At 50.8% G+C, this 16,421-nt stretch carries 15 protein-coding genes; 1 reads left to right on the top strand and 14 read right to left on the bottom strand.

Features of this window, described 5'->3' with window-relative positions:
* Nucleotides 1–23: 23 nt before the first annotated feature.
* The 8 genes from priA to dapF all read right to left on the bottom strand — a co-directional run bounded on the left by priA (nucleotide 24) and on the right by dapF (nucleotide 9,256).
* Nucleotides 24–2,579 (bottom strand): primosomal protein N', encoded by a 2,556-nt coding sequence (gene priA, locus M1D61_RS07580; protein ID WP_458121812.1) that lies wholly within the window; start codon nucleotides 2,577–2,579, stop codon nucleotides 24–26.
* Nucleotides 2,576–3,805 (bottom strand): bifunctional phosphopantothenoylcysteine decarboxylase/phosphopantothenate--cysteine ligase CoaBC, encoded by a 1,230-nt coding sequence (gene coaBC, locus M1D61_RS07575; RefSeq protein WP_458121811.1) that lies wholly within the window; start codon nucleotides 3,803–3,805, stop codon nucleotides 2,576–2,578. Before coaBC ends, priA begins: the two co-directional genes overlap by 4 nt.
* 458 nt (nucleotides 3,806–4,263) lie before the next feature.
* Complete coding sequence (rpoZ, locus tag M1D61_RS07570) at nucleotides 4,264–4,497, bottom strand: DNA-directed RNA polymerase subunit omega (RefSeq protein ID WP_046214854.1); 234 nt, start codon at nucleotides 4,495–4,497, stop codon at nucleotides 4,264–4,266.
* Between the two features lie 46 nt (nucleotides 4,498–4,543).
* Nucleotides 4,544–5,116, bottom strand: coding sequence for a guanylate kinase (gene gmk / locus M1D61_RS07565; protein WP_458121810.1), 573 nt, complete (start codon nucleotides 5,114–5,116; stop codon nucleotides 4,544–4,546).
* 67 nt (nucleotides 5,117–5,183) lie between these two features.
* On the bottom strand, nucleotides 5,184–5,444 hold the full coding sequence (remA, locus tag M1D61_RS07560) for an extracellular matrix/biofilm regulator RemA (protein ID WP_017814687.1): 261 nt from the start codon (nucleotides 5,442–5,444) through the stop codon (nucleotides 5,184–5,186).
* A gap of 63 nt (nucleotides 5,445–5,507) precedes the next feature.
* Nucleotides 5,508–6,395: a YicC/YloC family endoribonuclease gene (locus M1D61_RS07555; protein WP_458122437.1), complete on the bottom strand. Its 888-nt coding sequence runs from the start codon at nucleotides 6,393–6,395 to the stop codon at nucleotides 5,508–5,510.
* 32 nt (nucleotides 6,396–6,427) lie between these two features.
* Nucleotides 6,428–8,320: a bifunctional homocysteine S-methyltransferase/methylenetetrahydrofolate reductase gene (locus M1D61_RS07550; RefSeq protein ID WP_458121809.1), complete on the bottom strand. Its 1,893-nt coding sequence runs from the start codon at nucleotides 8,318–8,320 to the stop codon at nucleotides 6,428–6,430.
* A 99-nt stretch (nucleotides 8,321–8,419) separates the two neighbouring features.
* Nucleotides 8,420–9,256, bottom strand: coding sequence for a diaminopimelate epimerase (gene dapF / locus M1D61_RS07545; RefSeq protein WP_458121808.1), 837 nt, complete (start codon nucleotides 9,254–9,256; stop codon nucleotides 8,420–8,422).
* A 204-nt stretch (nucleotides 9,257–9,460) separates the two neighbouring features.
* Here dapF and M1D61_RS07540 point away from each other — a divergent pair, with 204 nt between their 5' ends.
* A complete protein-coding gene (locus M1D61_RS07540; protein ID WP_458121807.1) occupies nucleotides 9,461–11,290 on the top strand; it encodes an Rqc2 family fibronectin-binding protein in 1,830 nt (609 codons plus the stop codon).
* A gap of 201 nt (nucleotides 11,291–11,491) precedes the next feature.
* Here M1D61_RS07540 and M1D61_RS07535 read toward each other — a convergent pair whose 3' ends face one another.
* From M1D61_RS07535 to M1D61_RS07510, 6 genes are all read right to left on the bottom strand, one after another.
* Entirely contained in the window at nucleotides 11,492–12,367 is an 876-nt protein-coding gene (locus M1D61_RS07535; protein WP_458121806.1) for a PHP domain-containing protein, read from the bottom strand.
* A gap of 38 nt (nucleotides 12,368–12,405) precedes the next feature.
* Nucleotides 12,406–13,308 carry a selenium metabolism-associated LysR family transcriptional regulator gene (locus M1D61_RS07530; protein WP_458121805.1) on the bottom strand — a complete coding sequence of 301 codons (903 nt, stop codon included), beginning with the start codon at nucleotides 13,306–13,308 and terminating at the stop codon, nucleotides 12,406–12,408.
* Between the two features lie 163 nt (nucleotides 13,309–13,471).
* Complete coding sequence (locus M1D61_RS07525; RefSeq protein ID WP_458121804.1) at nucleotides 13,472–13,909, bottom strand: hypothetical protein; 438 nt, start codon at nucleotides 13,907–13,909, stop codon at nucleotides 13,472–13,474.
* Nucleotides 13,910–14,344: 435 nt separating this feature from the next.
* Nucleotides 14,345–14,608: a YlbG family protein gene (locus M1D61_RS07520; RefSeq protein ID WP_458122436.1), complete on the bottom strand. Its 264-nt coding sequence runs from the start codon at nucleotides 14,606–14,608 to the stop codon at nucleotides 14,345–14,347.
* Between the two features lie 28 nt (nucleotides 14,609–14,636).
* The gene (locus M1D61_RS07515) at nucleotides 14,637–15,080 is read right to left on the bottom strand and encodes a YlbF family regulator (protein ID WP_458121803.1); all 444 of its coding nucleotides are present in this window, start codon (nucleotides 15,078–15,080) and stop codon (nucleotides 14,637–14,639) included.
* A 151-nt stretch (nucleotides 15,081–15,231) separates the two neighbouring features.
* Nucleotides 15,232–16,416, bottom strand: a complete 1,185-nt coding sequence (locus tag M1D61_RS07510) for a M20 metallopeptidase family protein (RefSeq protein ID WP_458121802.1) — start codon at nucleotides 16,414–16,416, stop codon at nucleotides 15,232–15,234.
* Nucleotides 16,417–16,421 lie beyond the last annotated feature (5 nt).

Below are 16,421 nucleotides of genomic sequence, written 5' to 3'. Positions count from 1 at the left end.
GCCGGTAATAATTACCCGGATGATTACATCAATACCTGCGGGTCCACGTCAATGCTAATCTGCAGATCCTTATCACGTACGCTGTCCTGAAGCTGCTCAGAGATCTGTTCTGCCAGCCGGGAAACGTCCATATCTCCACGCCATTTTATCATACATTGGAATCTGTATCTATTTTTTAGCCTTGGAATCGGGGAAGCGACCGGTCCCAGCACGTCCAGCGCTTCAGCAGAGAAGCGTTCCAGACTGCCCAGCCAACCCAGCTTGTGCGCCTGATCCTTGACCATTTGCACATAATTCTCGGCTATCCGCACGAGCAGCGGCAGCTTTTCATGGGAAAAGGTGATCAGTGCCAGCCGGCAGTATGGCGGATAGCTGAGTACCTGGCGATGCTTGAGCTCTTCACGTACAAAAGAAGTATAATCATGCCGGCTCGCATGTACCACCGAGTAATGATCCGGGTTATACGTCTGCACAATTACTTCACCCGGCAAATGATGACGTCCCGCCCGTCCGGCAACCTGGGTCAGCAGCTGGAACGTTTTCTCGGCGGCACGGAAATCGGGCAGATGCAGCGCCGAATCGGCAGCGATGACGCCGACAAGCGTTACATCAGGGAAATCCAGCCCTTTGGCAACCATCTGCGTACCAAGCAGCAGATCGGCCTGCTTGTCCCGGAAACGGTTCAGCAGCTTCTCGTGGGAACCTTTTTGTGTCGTTGTATCCACATCCATCCGTACGACGCGGATGCCGGGAAACAGCTTGGCCAGTTCTTCCTCGACCCGCTGTGTGCCTGTACCAAAGTAGCGGATATGCTCACTATTGCATTCCGGACAGGTCTCCGGCGCCGGCTGGGCATGACCGCAGTAGTGGCAGCGCAGATTATTCGAGCGCTGGTGGAATGTGAGCGAGATGTCGCAGTTCGGACATTCCGCCACATATCCGCATGTACGGCACATTACGAAGGTGGAGTGTCCGCGTCGGTTCAGCAGCAGTACGATCTGCTGCTTTTTCTCCAGTCGGTCTTCAATCGCCTGATGCAGTGGACGGCTGAACATGGAGCGGTTGCCTTCCTTGAGCTCTTCACGCATATCGACGATATGCACCTCGGGCAGTTCACTTCCAAGCGCACGCCCATGAATTTCCAATAGTGCCGGATTGAATTCATTGCCGCTCTGGGAACGGGCTGCATGATAGCTCTCCAGGGAAGGGGTAGCCGAACCAAGAATAACGACTGCTCCATGCTGATGGGCACGGTGTACCGCCACATCGCGGGCATGGTATTTGGGACTCTCTTCCTGCTTGTAGGAAGTCTCATGTTCTTCATCCATAATAATCAGTCCCAGATTGGCAAAAGGAGCAAAAATCGCCGAACGTGCACCGATCGCCACCAGCGCCTGACCTTCGCGGATTTTGCGCCATTCGTCATAACGCTCTCCGCTGGAAAGGCGGCTGTGCATTACTGCCACATGATCGCCAAACCGGCTCTTGAAGCGCTCAACCATCTGCGGGGTCAGGGAAATCTCCGGTACGAGCATAATCGCCTGCCGATCCTGCTCCATAACCCGCTGAATCGATTGCAAATATACCTCTGTCTTACCGCTGCCTGTAATCCCGTGAACCAGAAATTCGCCTTCGGTCCGTGTATTCAGACGCTCAACAATCGCGTTATAGACCATCTGCTGTTCATCCGTCAGCACAAACGGCTGACTCGGCGCAAAGCTGCGGTCTTTGTAAGGGTCCCGGAACACTTCCATATCCCGGATCACAATGTATCCTTTGTCCGCAAGCGACTTGACGGTACCGGCCGTGACGCCGAGTACGGTCATAATGTCTTTGAGCGGAATCTCTCCACCGGTATCCGCGATAAAAGTCAGCACTTCCTTCTGACGCCGCGCTTTGGCCGGGAATTCTTCAATAATGGTGCGAATCTCATCCTCCGGCAAATGCAAGGCAACCGTGCGAACCGTTTTCTTCTGTACTTTGTCGCGGATACTGCGGCTCTCGGATAACACACCGCGCTGCAGCAGCTGCTTGATCACATCCGCCTGACTGGCAAACTTGCGGGTCAGCTGCTCCATACGCACTTCCTGCTGCTTTTGAATATAGGCAACGATCTGGGCTTCGCTATCGGTCAGCTCATCCACCGTCTCGAACAGCACCAATTCTTCCGGATCCTGATGCTGCAGATCGGCTCCCCGTTCCGCCCATTCCGAACGGTCGGTCACCCGGATATAGCGCTCTGCCTTCCCTTTCAGTGCGGCAGGCAGCATCGCCTGCAAAGCCGTAATTCGGTGGCAGGCGTACCGGCCGCTCATCCATTCCGACAATTCCACCAGGTCTTCGGACAATGGCGGCGTCAGATCGAGCAGTTCCTTGATCGGCTTGAGCTTGACCGGCGGGGTATCCGACTCCATGCTCAATCCGACAACGAACCCCTGCAGTGTACGCGGACCAAAAGGAACTCCGACCCGGCTGCCGATCTCGAGCCAGCCTTTCATCGATTCGGGAATAAGGTAATCAAACGGCCGATCTGTCCCGCGGCTGGGCACATCGACAATCACCTGGGCAATTCTGCTCATGAAGCAGACACCCCGTTCAGTCGGCCTGCAGCAATCGATAACAGCCGGAAAGCCACATCATCCTTGCTCATAAGCGGCAGATCCTCGACTAATCCTTGAGCGTCGTAAATCTGCACTTTATTGGTATCGGTACCAAAGCCCGCACCAGCGACAGTCACATCGTTCGCTACCAGCAGATCGCAGTTTTTGCGGATAACTTTACCCATCGCATATTCTGCAACATTATTCGTTTCGGCGGCAAAGCCAATCAGGAACTGATTATTTTTGCGCTGACCGAGACTTTCCAGAATATCGGTCGTTTTTTCCAGTTCGAGTACCAGGTTCTCATCGTTTTTTTTCATTTTGGTTGCATGAACCGTTTTGGGACGATAATCAGCGACGGCGGCAGTCTGAACCATAATATCCGTGTGATTCCATTCTCCGAGCACTGCCTCATACATGTCCTTGGCCGATTGCACCCGCACAGTATCGATTCCTTCTGGCAATGGGACCTGTACCGAACCGGCAATCAGCCGTACTTCCGCTCCCATGGCATGGGCAGCACGGGCAACGGCAATGCCCATTTTGCCGGAAGAATCATTCGTGATATAACGAACCGGATCGATTCGTTCAATCGTACCTCCTGCCGTCACCGTTACTTTTCGTCCAGCCAGCAGATGACGCATCTCCTCACGCTGCTGCTGGGCAGCGAAGAAATCATGAACTACCCGAATAATCGTCTCCGGTTCTTCCAGACGGCCCTTGCCTACATAGCCGCAGGCCAGCATACCTTCACCCGGCTCAATCATGAGTACGCCGCGGCTGACCAGCGTATTCATATTCTGCATAATCGCCGGATGCTGATACATATGCACATTCATCGCCGGAGCGACCATAATAGGAGCCGTCGTCGCCAGCAGCATGGAAGAAAGCATATCGTCTGCCAGACCCAGTGTCATTTTGGAAATGGTATTGGCCGTCGCCGGAGCAATTAGCACAAGATCGGCCAGATCGGCCAGATGAATATGGGTGACCACTTCCGGATTGCGCTCGTCAAATGTATCGATATGAACAGGATTACGGGAAAGCGTCTGCAGCGTCAGCTCTGTAATGAATTTGGATGCCGATTCCGTCATGATGACATGCACGTCTGCTCCCTGCTTTACCAGACCACTGCACAGTGCAGCTGCTTTGTAGGCCGCAATACCGCCGGTAATACCGAGTACGATCTTTTTACCTTTTAGCATCTATTTTCCCTGCTTTCCTGTAGAGTAATGGAGAGTGAAAATGTCCTTCATATATAGTTAGAATATATCGTATGATGATAAATTCGGGCCTGTCTGTAGAGCCATTTTCGCAAAAAAGAGTGAACATTCAGCCCTCTGACAAGATCATGTTCAATCCCTTAATTATACCTCTTTTCCGCAAAAAAAGTAACCGGAAGAAAGAGCTTCTTCCGGTTATATATGCAGTAATTGACGATCTGGTCAGCGCGCTGCCCTCTGCCAATAAAAGCTAACCTGTAACGCTATCTCGGCGGACAGGCAGTACACTCTTCTAAGCCGCTGAGACTTACGATTCTGACATTTTGGGCACAAAAAATAACAACCTCGCGGTTGTTATCCTTGTCTGTCGGCAGATTGCCCGGCAGGTGTATAAATGCACTGCTATCAGCGTCATGTGACTGACGCCTCTGCAGTGAGTTTTAGTTGTTTTCGCGGTCGCTTTGCTCCAGCTCGGCCTCGGTTCTGCGTTCGATCTTGATATTGTCATTGTAGATTTCTTCCAATGCAACACCTACATATTTGTGGGAACGTGCATCATGCAGTTCGCTTTTGCTGCCATCGCGCAGTTGTCTGGCACGGCGGGAAGCTGCTACAACGAGCGAGTACTTGCTGTCTACTTTGTTCATCATTTCATCAATGGAAGGATATAACATGGGTATGCACCTCTTCATCGTGCTGGAAGCTCAGGCTTCCAGCCTCTTATTTGCGGATCTTGCAGTGCTCGGCGATAATAATGCTCTCAATGCGCTGACATGCCAGATCAATCTCGTCATTTACAACGGAATAATCATAATGCTTCATCATTTCAAGCTCATCCGCAGCAACTGTCATACGGTTGTTAATCGTGTCTACCGTCTCGGTACCCCGATTTTGCAGACGATTCTGCAGCTCTTCAAAAGATGGAGGAGTCAGGAAAATAAATACGCCTTCCGGGAACTTCTCCATTACCTTGAGTGCGCCCTGCACTTCAATCTCCAGAAAAATATCATTCCCTGCCTCAAGTGTTCTATCCACAAAATCACGAGGCGTTCCATAATGATTACCCACATATTCCGCATATTCCAGCAGCATATCGTTATCAATCATTTTTTTGAACTCTTCATGCGTTTTGAAGAAATAGTTTACACCTTCGACTTCGCCGGTTCGCGGCTGGCGAGTCGTCGCTGATACGGAATAGATCAATTCGGGCTTGCGGATGCGCAGTTCTGCGCTTACGGTTCCTTTACCCACACCGGACGGACCGGATAATACAAATAATAATCCCTTAGCCATGGTACACTCCAATGTAGGGCTGCCGACGATCGTTGCAGGAGCAAGGAGGCCGACAACCTGTTTTTGTTTATTCGTCGTTATCGTCGTCCTTGAGAGACAGACGATGTGCTACAGTTTCCGGCTGTACAGCCGACAGGATAACATGATCGCTGTCTGTGATGATGACCGCACGGGTACGTCTTCCGTAGGTTGCATCAATCAGCATATGGCGGTCACGCGCTTCCTGGATAATACGTTTGATTGGCGCGGATTCCGGGCTTACGATTGAAATAATCCGATTCGCGGATACAATATTCCCAAAGCCAATATTGATAAGTTTGATTGCCATCTTCAGGTTTTTCCCCCTATACATTTGACTCAATCGCGCCGAAATAAGGTCGCTTGTTGGTCTTTATTCCAAATTGGCGGCTTGTTCACGGATTTTTTCCAGCTCCGCTTTCATCTCGACGACATGGTTAACTAGAGCCAGATGATTAGCTTTGGAACCAATCGTGTTCACTTCCCGGTTCATTTCCTGAAGCAGGAAATCCATTTTGCGTCCGATCGGGTCATCGGCATGCAGCAGATTCCTGAACTGTTCAAAATGACTCGCCAGACGCGTCAATTCCTCGTCAATATTGGAACGATCCGCAAAGATGGCGATTTCCATCCCTACTCGGGATTCATCCCAGTGAAAGCTTCCGTCCTGAAGCTCTGACAGGCGCTGCCGCAGCCGGAGTCGATGTTCTTCCACTACCGTAGGAGCCAGTCGGCGCATCTCGATATAGATCTGATCCAGATGGTCGAGCCGTCCGCGCAGATCTTCCGTCAGATGACGTCCTTCTCTGGCACGCATCTCAAGCAGGCCTGTCAGCGCTTCGCCTAGACCTTGCTCCAGCAGCTCTCTCCACTGCTCCGGATCATCATCGTTCCCATTCTCCTGAACGGTCATGACCCCGGGCAGCGAGAGCAGCTGATTAATATCCAACTGGCCTTCCAGCTCCCCGAGCTGCTGCAGCTCGCGGGCCGCCTGAATATAGGACCGGGCTGCTGCCTGATCAAGCTTCAGTGCTGCCCGCTCGCCGCCATCCTGCTCTTTATTCACAAACACGTCGATCCGTCCCCGCTTGAGCCGGCTCTGTACCAGCCTGCGCAGCGTATTCTCGAGACCGGCCCATTCACGGGGCAATCGGAGCATCACTTCACAGTAGCGGTGATTGACGGATTTGACTTCAATCTGGATTTTGTAGCCGCCATATTGCACGGCGGACTGACCGTATCCGGTCATACTGAATGACATCGGCATCACATCCGTTATCCTATTGTAATTGATTATTTACCATGAAACAAGGGGTTTGGACGCTGCTTTGCTTTTGCCCATACATATTCGGTGAGCTGTGCGCTCATATCATACAGCATAAATGGAGTCATAATATAAATCCCGTTAAAATACTCCAGCGCCACATCCAGCAGTTCCTTGGCAATCGCCACCCCGGTCTGTCTTCCATCCGCGCCTTCCAGTCCGGCCATACGGCCGCGGATATGATCCGGCAGCTGAATGCCCGGCACCTCATTATGCAAATATTCGGCATTGCGCCCGCTTGCCAGCGGCATAATGCCGATAAATACAGGGACACTCAGATGTCTGGTCGCTTCACGCATATCACGAATCAGCTGCTCGTCATAGACCGGCTGGGTCATAATATAATCGGCTCCCGCAGCGATTTTCTTTTCCAGCCGCTGAACGGCTTTATCCAGATGCTTTACATTCGGGTTAAAGGCAGCCCCGACCACAAAGCGCGCACGGTGCTTGAGCACTTTACCGGAGAAAGCAATCCCTTCATTCAGCTGCTTGATCATCTTGATCATATCGAATGAAGTCATATCATATACCGAGCTGGCACCCGGCAGATCGCCGAATTTGGACGGATCACCCGTTACCGCCAGCACATGATCCACCCCCAGCGCATTCAGTCCCATCATATGCGACTGGTTGCCGATCATGTTGCGGTCCCGGCAGGTCACATGTACGAGTGGGCGCAATCCCGTCTCCCGCTGCACCAGATGAGCGAGTGCCATATTGCTCATCCGCGTCACCGCCAGTGAATTGTCGGCCATCGTGACCGCATCAGCGCCGGCTTTTTTGAGCGCTTCCGCGCCGGCCATAAATCCTGTGATATCCAGATCACGCGGCGGATCGAGTTCCACGATCACTGTCGGTCTTTCGTTGACGAGTTCGACCAGCGTGGGCGGCGTATCTTCGCGGTCGGAACCCCAGCCGCCGAGAATGTCCTTCTCCATCGTAATGCTTACCTGCGGCGTGGGAACCTGTACCTTCGAGAAATCAAGCGGAGCTGGCACATAATCCGCCAGTGCACGCGCAATCGCGGCAATATGCTTTGGCGTCGTTCCGCAGCAGCCGCCGATCACTCTCGCACCCAGCTCGGCGAGCCGGATCGAACTTTGACCAAAATAGGACGGCTTTGCCTTGTAGCGGTATTCGCCATCCACATAGCTTGCCACCCCGGCATCCGGATATACGGACAGCGGCAGTGATACTTTGCCGCGCACGTATTCCAGCGCCCGCATCGTTCCGTTGGGGCCTACCCGGCAGTTCAGTCCGACCATGTCCGCCCCTGCCTCGGTTAATATGGCAAAAGCATCCGGCAGGCTGTACCCGTCCAGCGTACGCACCGCATCTTCGACCGTCAACTGGCAGATGACCGGAATATCGGTCAGCTTGCGCACCTGCTTGAGCGCAACAGCCACTTCTTCCAATTCAAAAAAGGTCTCCAGCAAAATGCCGTCCACGCCTTCTTCCAGAATCGCATTCAGCTGCTGTCTGAAATATTTGCGCAGCTCCGGCAGCGGCGTGTTCGAACGCTTGCCTTCCCGGATCGCTCCGACCGAGCCGACCACATAGGCTTGCTCACCAGCAGCCTTGCGGGCAATCCGCACACCGGCACGGTTAATTTCTTCCACTTTATGTTCAAGCCCGTACTTGGCCAGCTTTTCATGATTGGCAGAAAAGGTATTCGTCTCCAGCATCTCTGCCCCTGCATGGACATACTGGCGATGCACATCTTCAATAATATGCGGACTCAGCAGGTTCAGTTCCTCATAGGAAATGCCTACCGGGAAGCCCAGCTGATATAAATACGTTCCCATTGCTCCGTCGCCTACAATGACACCTTCTGTCCATCTTGCTCGCAAATCCGGCTTCATCTGCTACACCTCGCTGTATCAATTTACGCTTAATGTATCACAAAACGTAAGCAAATCCAGGCGAAAATGGCTGATATAGTTAAAAGGTATAACCGGTCCTCAGTCGAACGTCTGTCCGGTGTATACGGTCATTGCCGGACCCGTCATATAGACATGATTACTGCGTTCATCCCACTGTATATACAGGTCGCCGCCTTTGAGCGACACATGGGCACTACGATCGGAATATCCATTCAATACCGAAGCCACCAGCGTGGCACAGGCACCGGTACCACAGGCCAGTGTCGGCCCTGCTCCGCGCTCCCATACCCTCATGTCGATCCGGTCCCGGCTCTGTACCGTCGTGAACTCGACATTCACTTTGCGAGGGAACAGCGGATGGGTCTCCAGCAGCGGCCCCCATTTATGCAGGTCAACATTCACCGCATCGTCGACATAGATGACGCAGTGCGGGTTGCCCATTGATACGGCGGTAAAATGAAATTGCTTCCCCTCCACCTCAATCGGCTGGTTGATGATCGGATTGCCTTCCAGGGCTACCGGGATCAGGGAACCTTCCAATATAGGCTCACCCATATCGACACATACCGTAACCGCTTTGCCATTTTCCGCCTGTACCGTGACTGCCTGTACGCCTGCACCAATCGTCTCGATCTGAATCTCGGTGCTGGATATCAGACCGCGATCAAATACATATTTGGCCACACAGCGGATCGCATTACCGCACTGCTCCGCTTCGGATCCGTCTGCATTGATAATCCGCATCATATAATCCGCACGGGCCGAAGGCAAAATAAACACAAGCCCGTCCGCGCCGATTCCAAAGTACCGGTTGCAATGCCGGATGGCCAGCTCCGCCGCATTGGCGGGCAGAGAAGGCTCACCGTACACCACGATAAAATCATTGCCAAGTCCGTTCATTTTGGTAAATTCCATCGTCATTCTCTCCCCTGTATATGCTGTTCAATCACTTCCTACTGGGTAAGCATACATGATACGACTATAAATTGCGAATGCTTTGTGGCATGATAGAATAGGTGTATTGCGGTACGAATGACAGGATATTTTATGTTATAAAAATTACTTTTTTATTGGATATCGCGTTTGATTAAGCTTAGACGCTAAAGGAGAATAAACGACATGGCACTTGATGGTATTGTAACCCGCGCGATTGTCCAGGATCTGCAGATTCTGGTCGGGTCGCGTATTAATAAGATTTATCAGCCGACCGAAAGTGATATTGTTTTTCAAATTAGGGCACAGCGGGAGAATCGCAAATTGCTGCTCAGTGCGAATCCGACCTATCCACGCGTGCAGTTTACCGAGCAGTCCTTTATGAATCCGCAGGAAGCTCCGATGTTCTGCATGCTGCTGCGCAAGCATTGTGAGAGCGGGATTATCGAAGCGATCGAACAGGTCGGCATGGAGCGTATTATTCATTTCCAGATTCGCCAGCGCGATGAACTGGGCGATGTATCGGTTAAACGGATTATCGTCGAATTGATGGGACGACACAGCAATCTGATTCTGCTTGATCCATCCACCAATACGATTATCGATGGTATTCAACATGTTACTCCCGCCATCAGCAGCTACCGGGTGATCATGCCCGGCTTCAGCTATCAGGAACCGCCGCAGCAGAACAAGCTGAATCCGCTGGAAACGGACCGGGAGCAGTTTATGACAGGCTATGAAGCTCATACGGACACTCCTGCACGCTTCATTCTCGATGCCTTTACAGGTATCAGTCCGCTGATTGCCAGTGAAATTGTGAATCGCACGGTCAGCGCCAGTATGAATTCTGCCAAATCAGAGAACTCAGCAAATCCTGCTCTGGTTGACAGCGGTGCACAGTCGGAATCGGGTTCGTCCGAGCAATCCAATGCCTACGAGTCCGTGGATGCGGGGGCTCTGTGGACACACTTTGATTCCCTGATGGAGCAAGTGCGTCAGGGAGAATTCCATCCGGTGAGCGGGCTCAATGCCAAGGGCAAACTTATTTTCTCGGCCGTACCGCTTACGCTAATCAAGGATGAGGAAAAGCATTACGCATCGATGAGCGAATGTATTGAAGCCTTTTATGGAAATAAGGCGGAACGTGACGCTGTCAAGCAGAAAACAAGCGATCTGCTTCGTTTCCTGCAAAATGAGCGCAGCAAAAATATCAAAAAGCTCGATAACCTGCGCAAAGATCAGCTGGAAGCCGATGATGCCGAGAAATACCGGATTCAAGGTGAGCTGCTGTTCGCTTCCCTGCACCAGATCAGCAAAGGTGACAAGGAAGTCGAACTGATCAATTTCTATGATGAAGAGCAGCGTCCGATCAAGATTCAGCTCGATCCGCAGCTGTCCCCTTCCGACAATGCCCAGCGTTATTTCAAAAAGTATAACAAATACAAAAACAGTCTTGCCGTTATCGAAGAGCAGCTGACCCGCACCCATGAGGAAATCGCTTACCTGGATTCCCTTTTGCAGCAGCTGCAAAGTGCGGCACTGCAGGATATCGATGAGATCCGCGAGGAACTGGCCGAGCAGGGCTATGTGCGCAACCGCAACAAGAAGAACAAAAAGAAAAAGAAAGACAATCGTCCTACCCTTCACATTTATACGTCCAGTGAAGGCATCGAAATGTATGTCGGCAAAAACAACCTGCAAAACGAATACATTACCAATAAAATGGCAAACAATAATGACACCTGGCTGCATACCAAGGATATTCCCGGCTCTCACGTCGTTATCCGCAGCAGCGAGTTTGGCGATGCCACACTCGCTGAAGCAGCCCAGCTCGCGGCCTACTTTAGTCAGGCCAAGGAATCGAGCAGCGTGCCGGTCGATTATACCCAGATCCGCCATGTGCACAAGCCAAGCGGCTCCAAGCCGGGCTTTGTCATTTACGATCATCAGACGACCCTGTTCATCACCCCCGAAGAAGATGTGATCAAGCGTCTGAGCAGCACGATCAAAATGTAACCACTCATTCCGGCAGTCCATTTCTGTATTTACAGCTGAACAGTATGATTGCCTGACCTATACTACTATGCATACAAAAAAAGCGCTCCTACCGTCTGTTTTCGACGTAAAGGAACGCTTTTTTGTATGCATGTATTTACCATTTTGCGTACATGTATTTGCCACGTTGCCGTATAGGTGTATGTTTATTGATCTGCAGTTCTATACCTGGCTCGAAGCCCGCTCAAGCAGCTGGGTCAGCACATCTGCCGGCACTCGTTTGCCACCGAGCGGACCGTGAAAGACCTTGCCCTGACGCTCACCGTGATAATCCGAACCCCCGGTAACGATTAACGAGCGCTGCTCTGCCAGCCTCAAATAACGCTGTTCATCTTCGGAAGAATGGTCCGAGTGATACACTTCCAGTCCGGCGAGTTCGCTCTCATCGAGTATACGGGTGACGAGATTATCGTCTTTATAAATTCCCGGATGGGCCATGACCGGTACACCGCCAGCCTCAATAATCCACTGCGCTGCTTCGTGCGGCCGAATACGCGGCGGGGATACATAGGCGGCTGCATCCTGAGCCAGATATTTGTTGAACGCATCACGCATGTCTTCGGCGTATCCTTTGGCTACGAGCGTATCAGCCATGTGAGGTCGTCCAATGCTCTCATCCGGCAGCAGTTCGCGCCCCAGCTGCTTTAATACATCATCCATCGTAATTTCAATTCCAAGTTCACGCAGTTTTGCCAGAATCATCTCGTTGCGCGCATCCCTGATCCGGCGAAGCCCGGCCAGCCTGTCCAGAAAAACAGCATCTTCGATGTTCATATAATAGCCGAGAATATGAATATCCTTGCCGTCTTCCATTGTACTGATTTCCACCCCGGGAACAATGGTCACTCCATGCTGCTCCCCGGCTGCCAGTGCTTCCGCGACACCGGCTACGGTATCATGATCGGTAACGGCGAGTGCGGTCAGCCCGGCTTCCGCAGCCAGCTGCACATTTTCAGCCGGGGTATTCATTCCGTCCGAAGCCTGTGTATGGCTGTGCAGATCGGCATAGCCCAGATATACAGAATCTGTATGATTCATATGATCTCACTCCTGCCTGTAAATTTTTTAACTATCATTTAGGTTAGTGAATATTCCTGCAAAAACTGCAAAAAGGCAACCGATGGTATGCTCAGCAGCGTTGATTTGAGATGAATCGAGTAGAACTGTCTCTGAAAAGATACACCCTCAATATCCAGCACCTTGAGCAGACCAAGTGCCACTTCATGCTTGACCGAAGACGGAGACAGAATTGTAATGCCAAGACCGGCTTCTACGGCTGATTTAACGGCTCCAGTACTGCCCAGTTCCATTACGGTATTGATGCGATCCAGATCCGTATGATGACGAATAAATTCTTCCTCCATCACCTGTCTTGTACCCGATCCTTTCTCCCGCAGCACAAACGAATAATTCAGCACATCCTCCAGCGTAATCTTCTCCAGGCTCTCCAGCGGATGTCCGGCAGGCACAATTAGCTTCAGTTCATCTTGCATCACCGGCTTGATTGTCATATCCGGATGCTCCACCGGCGCCTCAATTAGACCAAAGTCCAGCTGATTGCGGCTGATCTCCTCCAAAATCTGCGTCGTATTCATCACTTTAAGCATAATTTTCATATCGGGATAGCGCTGGCCGAGCGGTACGAGCAGCCGGGGCAGTACATATTCGCCAATCGTATTGCTGGCGCCCAACAGCAGCCTTCCAGCCATATTGTCGGTAAAACGGGACATCGCCGCATCGGTCTCCCGCATCAGCTCAATCCCCCGGCGAGCAAAAGGCATAAGCGCATGCCCTGCTTCAGACAGCTCGATTCGTTTGGTCGTACGGTTAAACAGTTTGGTTCCGAAATGTTCCTCCAGTGATTGTACCTGCATAGTCACTGCAGGCTGGGTCATATACAGCGCCTGGGCTGCTGCCGAGAAGCTTCCCCGCTCGGCCACCGTATAAAATATATGTAACTGATGAAAGTTAAAAGCCAATGCCGTTCCCCTCCTTGGTCGTACTCTATTGTACCTCAAAAAAAGCCTACAACAAAGGAGCCTGCGATTACAGGCTCCTGGAGTCCGTACCTTTATGGGCAGCCCGCTGATCCGCTCGGGAGCGGCATGTGGGCCATTGCTTGAATGTACCTGTAAAATGCTGTTATTTGCGTTTGCGGCTATTTTTGATGAGTGTCATGCGGCGAGAGTGTCTCAACCATGAATAATAAGACTTCAGATCACGGAGCTCGATCGTTTCGGACATCTTGCCGAGGAAGGTAACAACGATCATTTTGTGAAGCGGATTGCCTGCAAGATCAAACTCACCGGGCAGTTCAGCAAATTCCGCAACAACGACCACATCTTCATCAATCAGATACACATCCTCTTCCTTGCGATAGTAGGAGATGATGCGATCCTGCTTTAGACTATCCCATATAAAGGCAGCGATATCCTCTGTAGGAGTATCTGCTTTGGCGATTCGGTCATTATAACGGCTGATAGCATGATGGGTAATTACCACATCTGCTACTTTCTTCTCACCCAGTGCAACATGAAATGGTTCATAAGTACTCCAGCGCTCCATTACTTTGTCTCTCATTATAATTATTCACTCCCCATCTTCACAGGTCTTTCCGCCTAAGTATTAATGCCTATTGATTGTCATATTATAAATCTAAAGACCTATAAAAGGGCGAGAAAGCTACCAATTGATATATTGTTTTACGGCCCAGACTAAGATACAGTGTCATTTTTATCATATTAATTAACCAACTGTACTACTTCTACAGTTCTTGAGTCCCACTACAAAGTATATCGACAGTTCCCTACTCTCTTTTAACCCATAAAGTCAAAAAGTTAAAAATTATATGATATATTTTACTATTTTATACCAATTTTCACCTATTTATGAAACCGCTTTCTAAAAAAGAATAAAAAAAGCGACCTGCTGGCCGCTGCTATATTCCGATTGGATCTGCTGCAGCACCCTTCAAAAGAGTACTGCCTGCATCTCCATTATTTATAAGCTGCTGAATCAAATACCGTAGAACTGCGTCTGATCCGGTACATTTTTGCTGTATTCGGTCTTTATTTCATTCCGGTAAGAACGTTCGATCTTGCGTACATAAGGCAGTCTGCGCATATTTTTTAATATATCATCCGTTTTCTCGGAGTTCATATACATGACTACATACTGCATACGGCGTGAAATATAATGTATACAACCGTATTTTTCAAGATTGCGAGCCGCTTTTACATCACTGACCCAGATAATATATCCTGTCCGTTCCGGAAAAATGGCTTGTTCCTGTTCCTGGCGCGGATTGTTATCCGCCGCATCCACATGAGCCTCCACTGCCGCATCCGCCTCCTTTTGGTAAAGGATCATTACTTGGAACCTTGATTGTCTCGGAAACCGAATGTGCGATCATCTCCGACATCTCATACAGCATGCGATCCAGGTTGCTCTCAGCTTCAGTGAATCTGCGAACTTCCTCAATACGCTGCATTTCCTCCTGTACCGCTTCGACTTCCTGCATCGCTGCATGATAGTTCGGATGGAAATGACCAAAACGCTGGGTTTCCTCGAAAAGCTCCTTCTTACTGTTCAGCTTGATCACCAAGCGCTGTACTTCCGGATGAATCTGCATCCGTTCTTTCCAATATAGATAATTCGCGACTTCGATAGAATTGTTGATCATATCGCCCAAATCATAGGCGCATGTCAAGACTTCGGCCATATCAACCGTTCTGGTCTCGGTTACGCTCATGAAGTTCATCCCATTCCTGTATATAATGGACAGCAACAGTACGTGTTCATCATACGTGCTGTCCTCCTCATCATATCATAAGGAATTGGCAGATTAGAAGTCTTTTTCCAAAATCGATGGACAGCATGTTACGGATTCTGCCATAAGCGAGTTAGCACAATTCCTTTTTCGGTTCGTTCAGAAAATCTTCAGCCATCGCTGTCAGAATCCGTGCGGCATTCAGCATGGAGGATTCATCGATATCAAATTGGGCATGGTGATGCGGATAAGTGGCCCCGCTGTGCTTATTGCCCGCTCCGACGAAGATAAAGCAGCCCGGTACCTTCTGTACATAATAGGCAAAATCCTCTGCCGGCATCATCGGCGGCGTCTGGAATACCTGTTCCCGACCAAACAACTCGCCAGCTACACGGAAAAAGCGGTCCGTCTCACCCGTATGATTTACCAGTGTCGGATACCCCATCATATACTCAATATCTACTGTCGCACCATTCAGTTCGCACAGCTGACGGCTCACCTCGTCAATCCGCTGACGGATCAGCGTTCGTGTCTCTTCATCAAATGTACGTACGGTTCCGGTAATCCGGCAGTTCTCTGCGATGATATTTTGCGCCGTGCCGCTCTGGAACGTTCCTACCGTCAATACCGCCGGATGAAGCGGATTCACATTGCGGCTGATAATGGACTGCAGCTGGACAACCAGCTGGGCGCCGGTCAGCAGACTGTCTACGGTTACATGCGGAATACCGCCGTGACCACCCTTGCCGGTAATATCGATAAAGAATTCATCGGTAGAAGCCATAACCGGCCCTGGAGCGCTCGCCAGTGTACCCGCGGCAAATGGAGTCCACAGATGAACCCCATAGATCGCATCCACACCTTCCAGAGCGCCTGCTTCAATCATTTTGAGTGCACCGCCGGGACAGACCTCTTCTCCCGGCTGGAAGATCAGACGCACTTCACCGCGCAGTTGGTCCCGCTGTTCGCTAAAATAGCGAGCGACCGCCAGCAGACCCGATATATGACCATCATGACCACAGGCATGCATCACACCAGGAACCTGTGAAGCATACTCGCAATCTTTCTCATCCTGGACCGGAAGAGCGTCCATATCGGCACGCAGCGCTACGGTACGGCCCGGCAGACTGCCCCGGATAATTCCTACTACCCCGGTATCTCCTACACCAGCCTGTGTCTCTACGCCAAAAGAACGCAACCGCTCCGCGATAAATTTCATCGTCTGATGTTCCTGATAGGATAGTTCCGGATGCTGATGAAGATGCCGCCGCCATTCTACCATCTCCGGATATAATGCTTTCCAATTGTAATCCCCCATCTTCA

Source organism: Paenibacillus sp. Z6-24 (genome assembly GCF_054161335.1).
The sequence above is the reverse complement of the archived record's forward strand: the minus strand, read 5'-3'. Positions and strand labels throughout refer to the sequence as shown.

Coding starts and splice junctions, on each gene's coding strand:
- M1D61_RS07525 (WP_458121804.1), bottom strand. CDS start 13,909: ATGAGAGACAAAGTAATGGAGCGCTGGAGTACTTATGAACCATTTCAT.
- M1D61_RS07510 (WP_458121802.1), bottom strand. CDS start 16,416: ATGGGGGATTACAATTGGAAAGCATTATATCCGGAGATGGTAGAATGG.
- M1D61_RS07515 (WP_458121803.1), bottom strand. CDS start 15,080: ATGAGCGTAACCGAGACCAGAACGGTTGATATGGCCGAAGTCTTGACA.
- M1D61_RS07555 (WP_458122437.1), bottom strand. CDS start 6,395: ATGTCATTCAGTATGACCGGATACGGTCAGTCCGCCGTGCAATATGGC.
- dapF (WP_458121808.1), bottom strand. CDS start 9,256: ATGGAATTTACCAAAATGAACGGACTTGGCAATGATTTTATCGTGGTG.
- M1D61_RS07550 (WP_458121809.1), bottom strand. CDS start 8,320: ATGAAGCCGGATTTGCGAGCAAGATGGACAGAAGGTGTCATTGTAGGC.
- M1D61_RS07540 (WP_458121807.1), top strand. CDS start 9,461: ATGGCACTTGATGGTATTGTAACCCGCGCGATTGTCCAGGATCTGCAG.
- remA (WP_017814687.1), bottom strand. CDS start 5,444: ATGGCAATCAAACTTATCAATATTGGCTTTGGGAATATTGTATCCGCG.
- coaBC (WP_458121811.1), bottom strand. CDS start 3,805: ATGCTAAAAGGTAAAAAGATCGTACTCGGTATTACCGGCGGTATTGCG.
- priA (WP_458121812.1), bottom strand. CDS start 2,579: ATGAGCAGAATTGCCCAGGTGATTGTCGATGTGCCCAGCCGCGGGACA.
- M1D61_RS07535 (WP_458121806.1), bottom strand. CDS start 12,367: ATGAATCATACAGATTCTGTATATCTGGGCTATGCCGATCTGCACAGC.
- gmk (WP_458121810.1), bottom strand. CDS start 5,116: ATGGCTAAGGGATTATTATTTGTATTATCCGGTCCGTCCGGTGTGGGT.
- rpoZ (WP_046214854.1), bottom strand. CDS start 4,497: ATGTTATATCCTTCCATTGATGAAATGATGAACAAAGTAGACAGCAAG.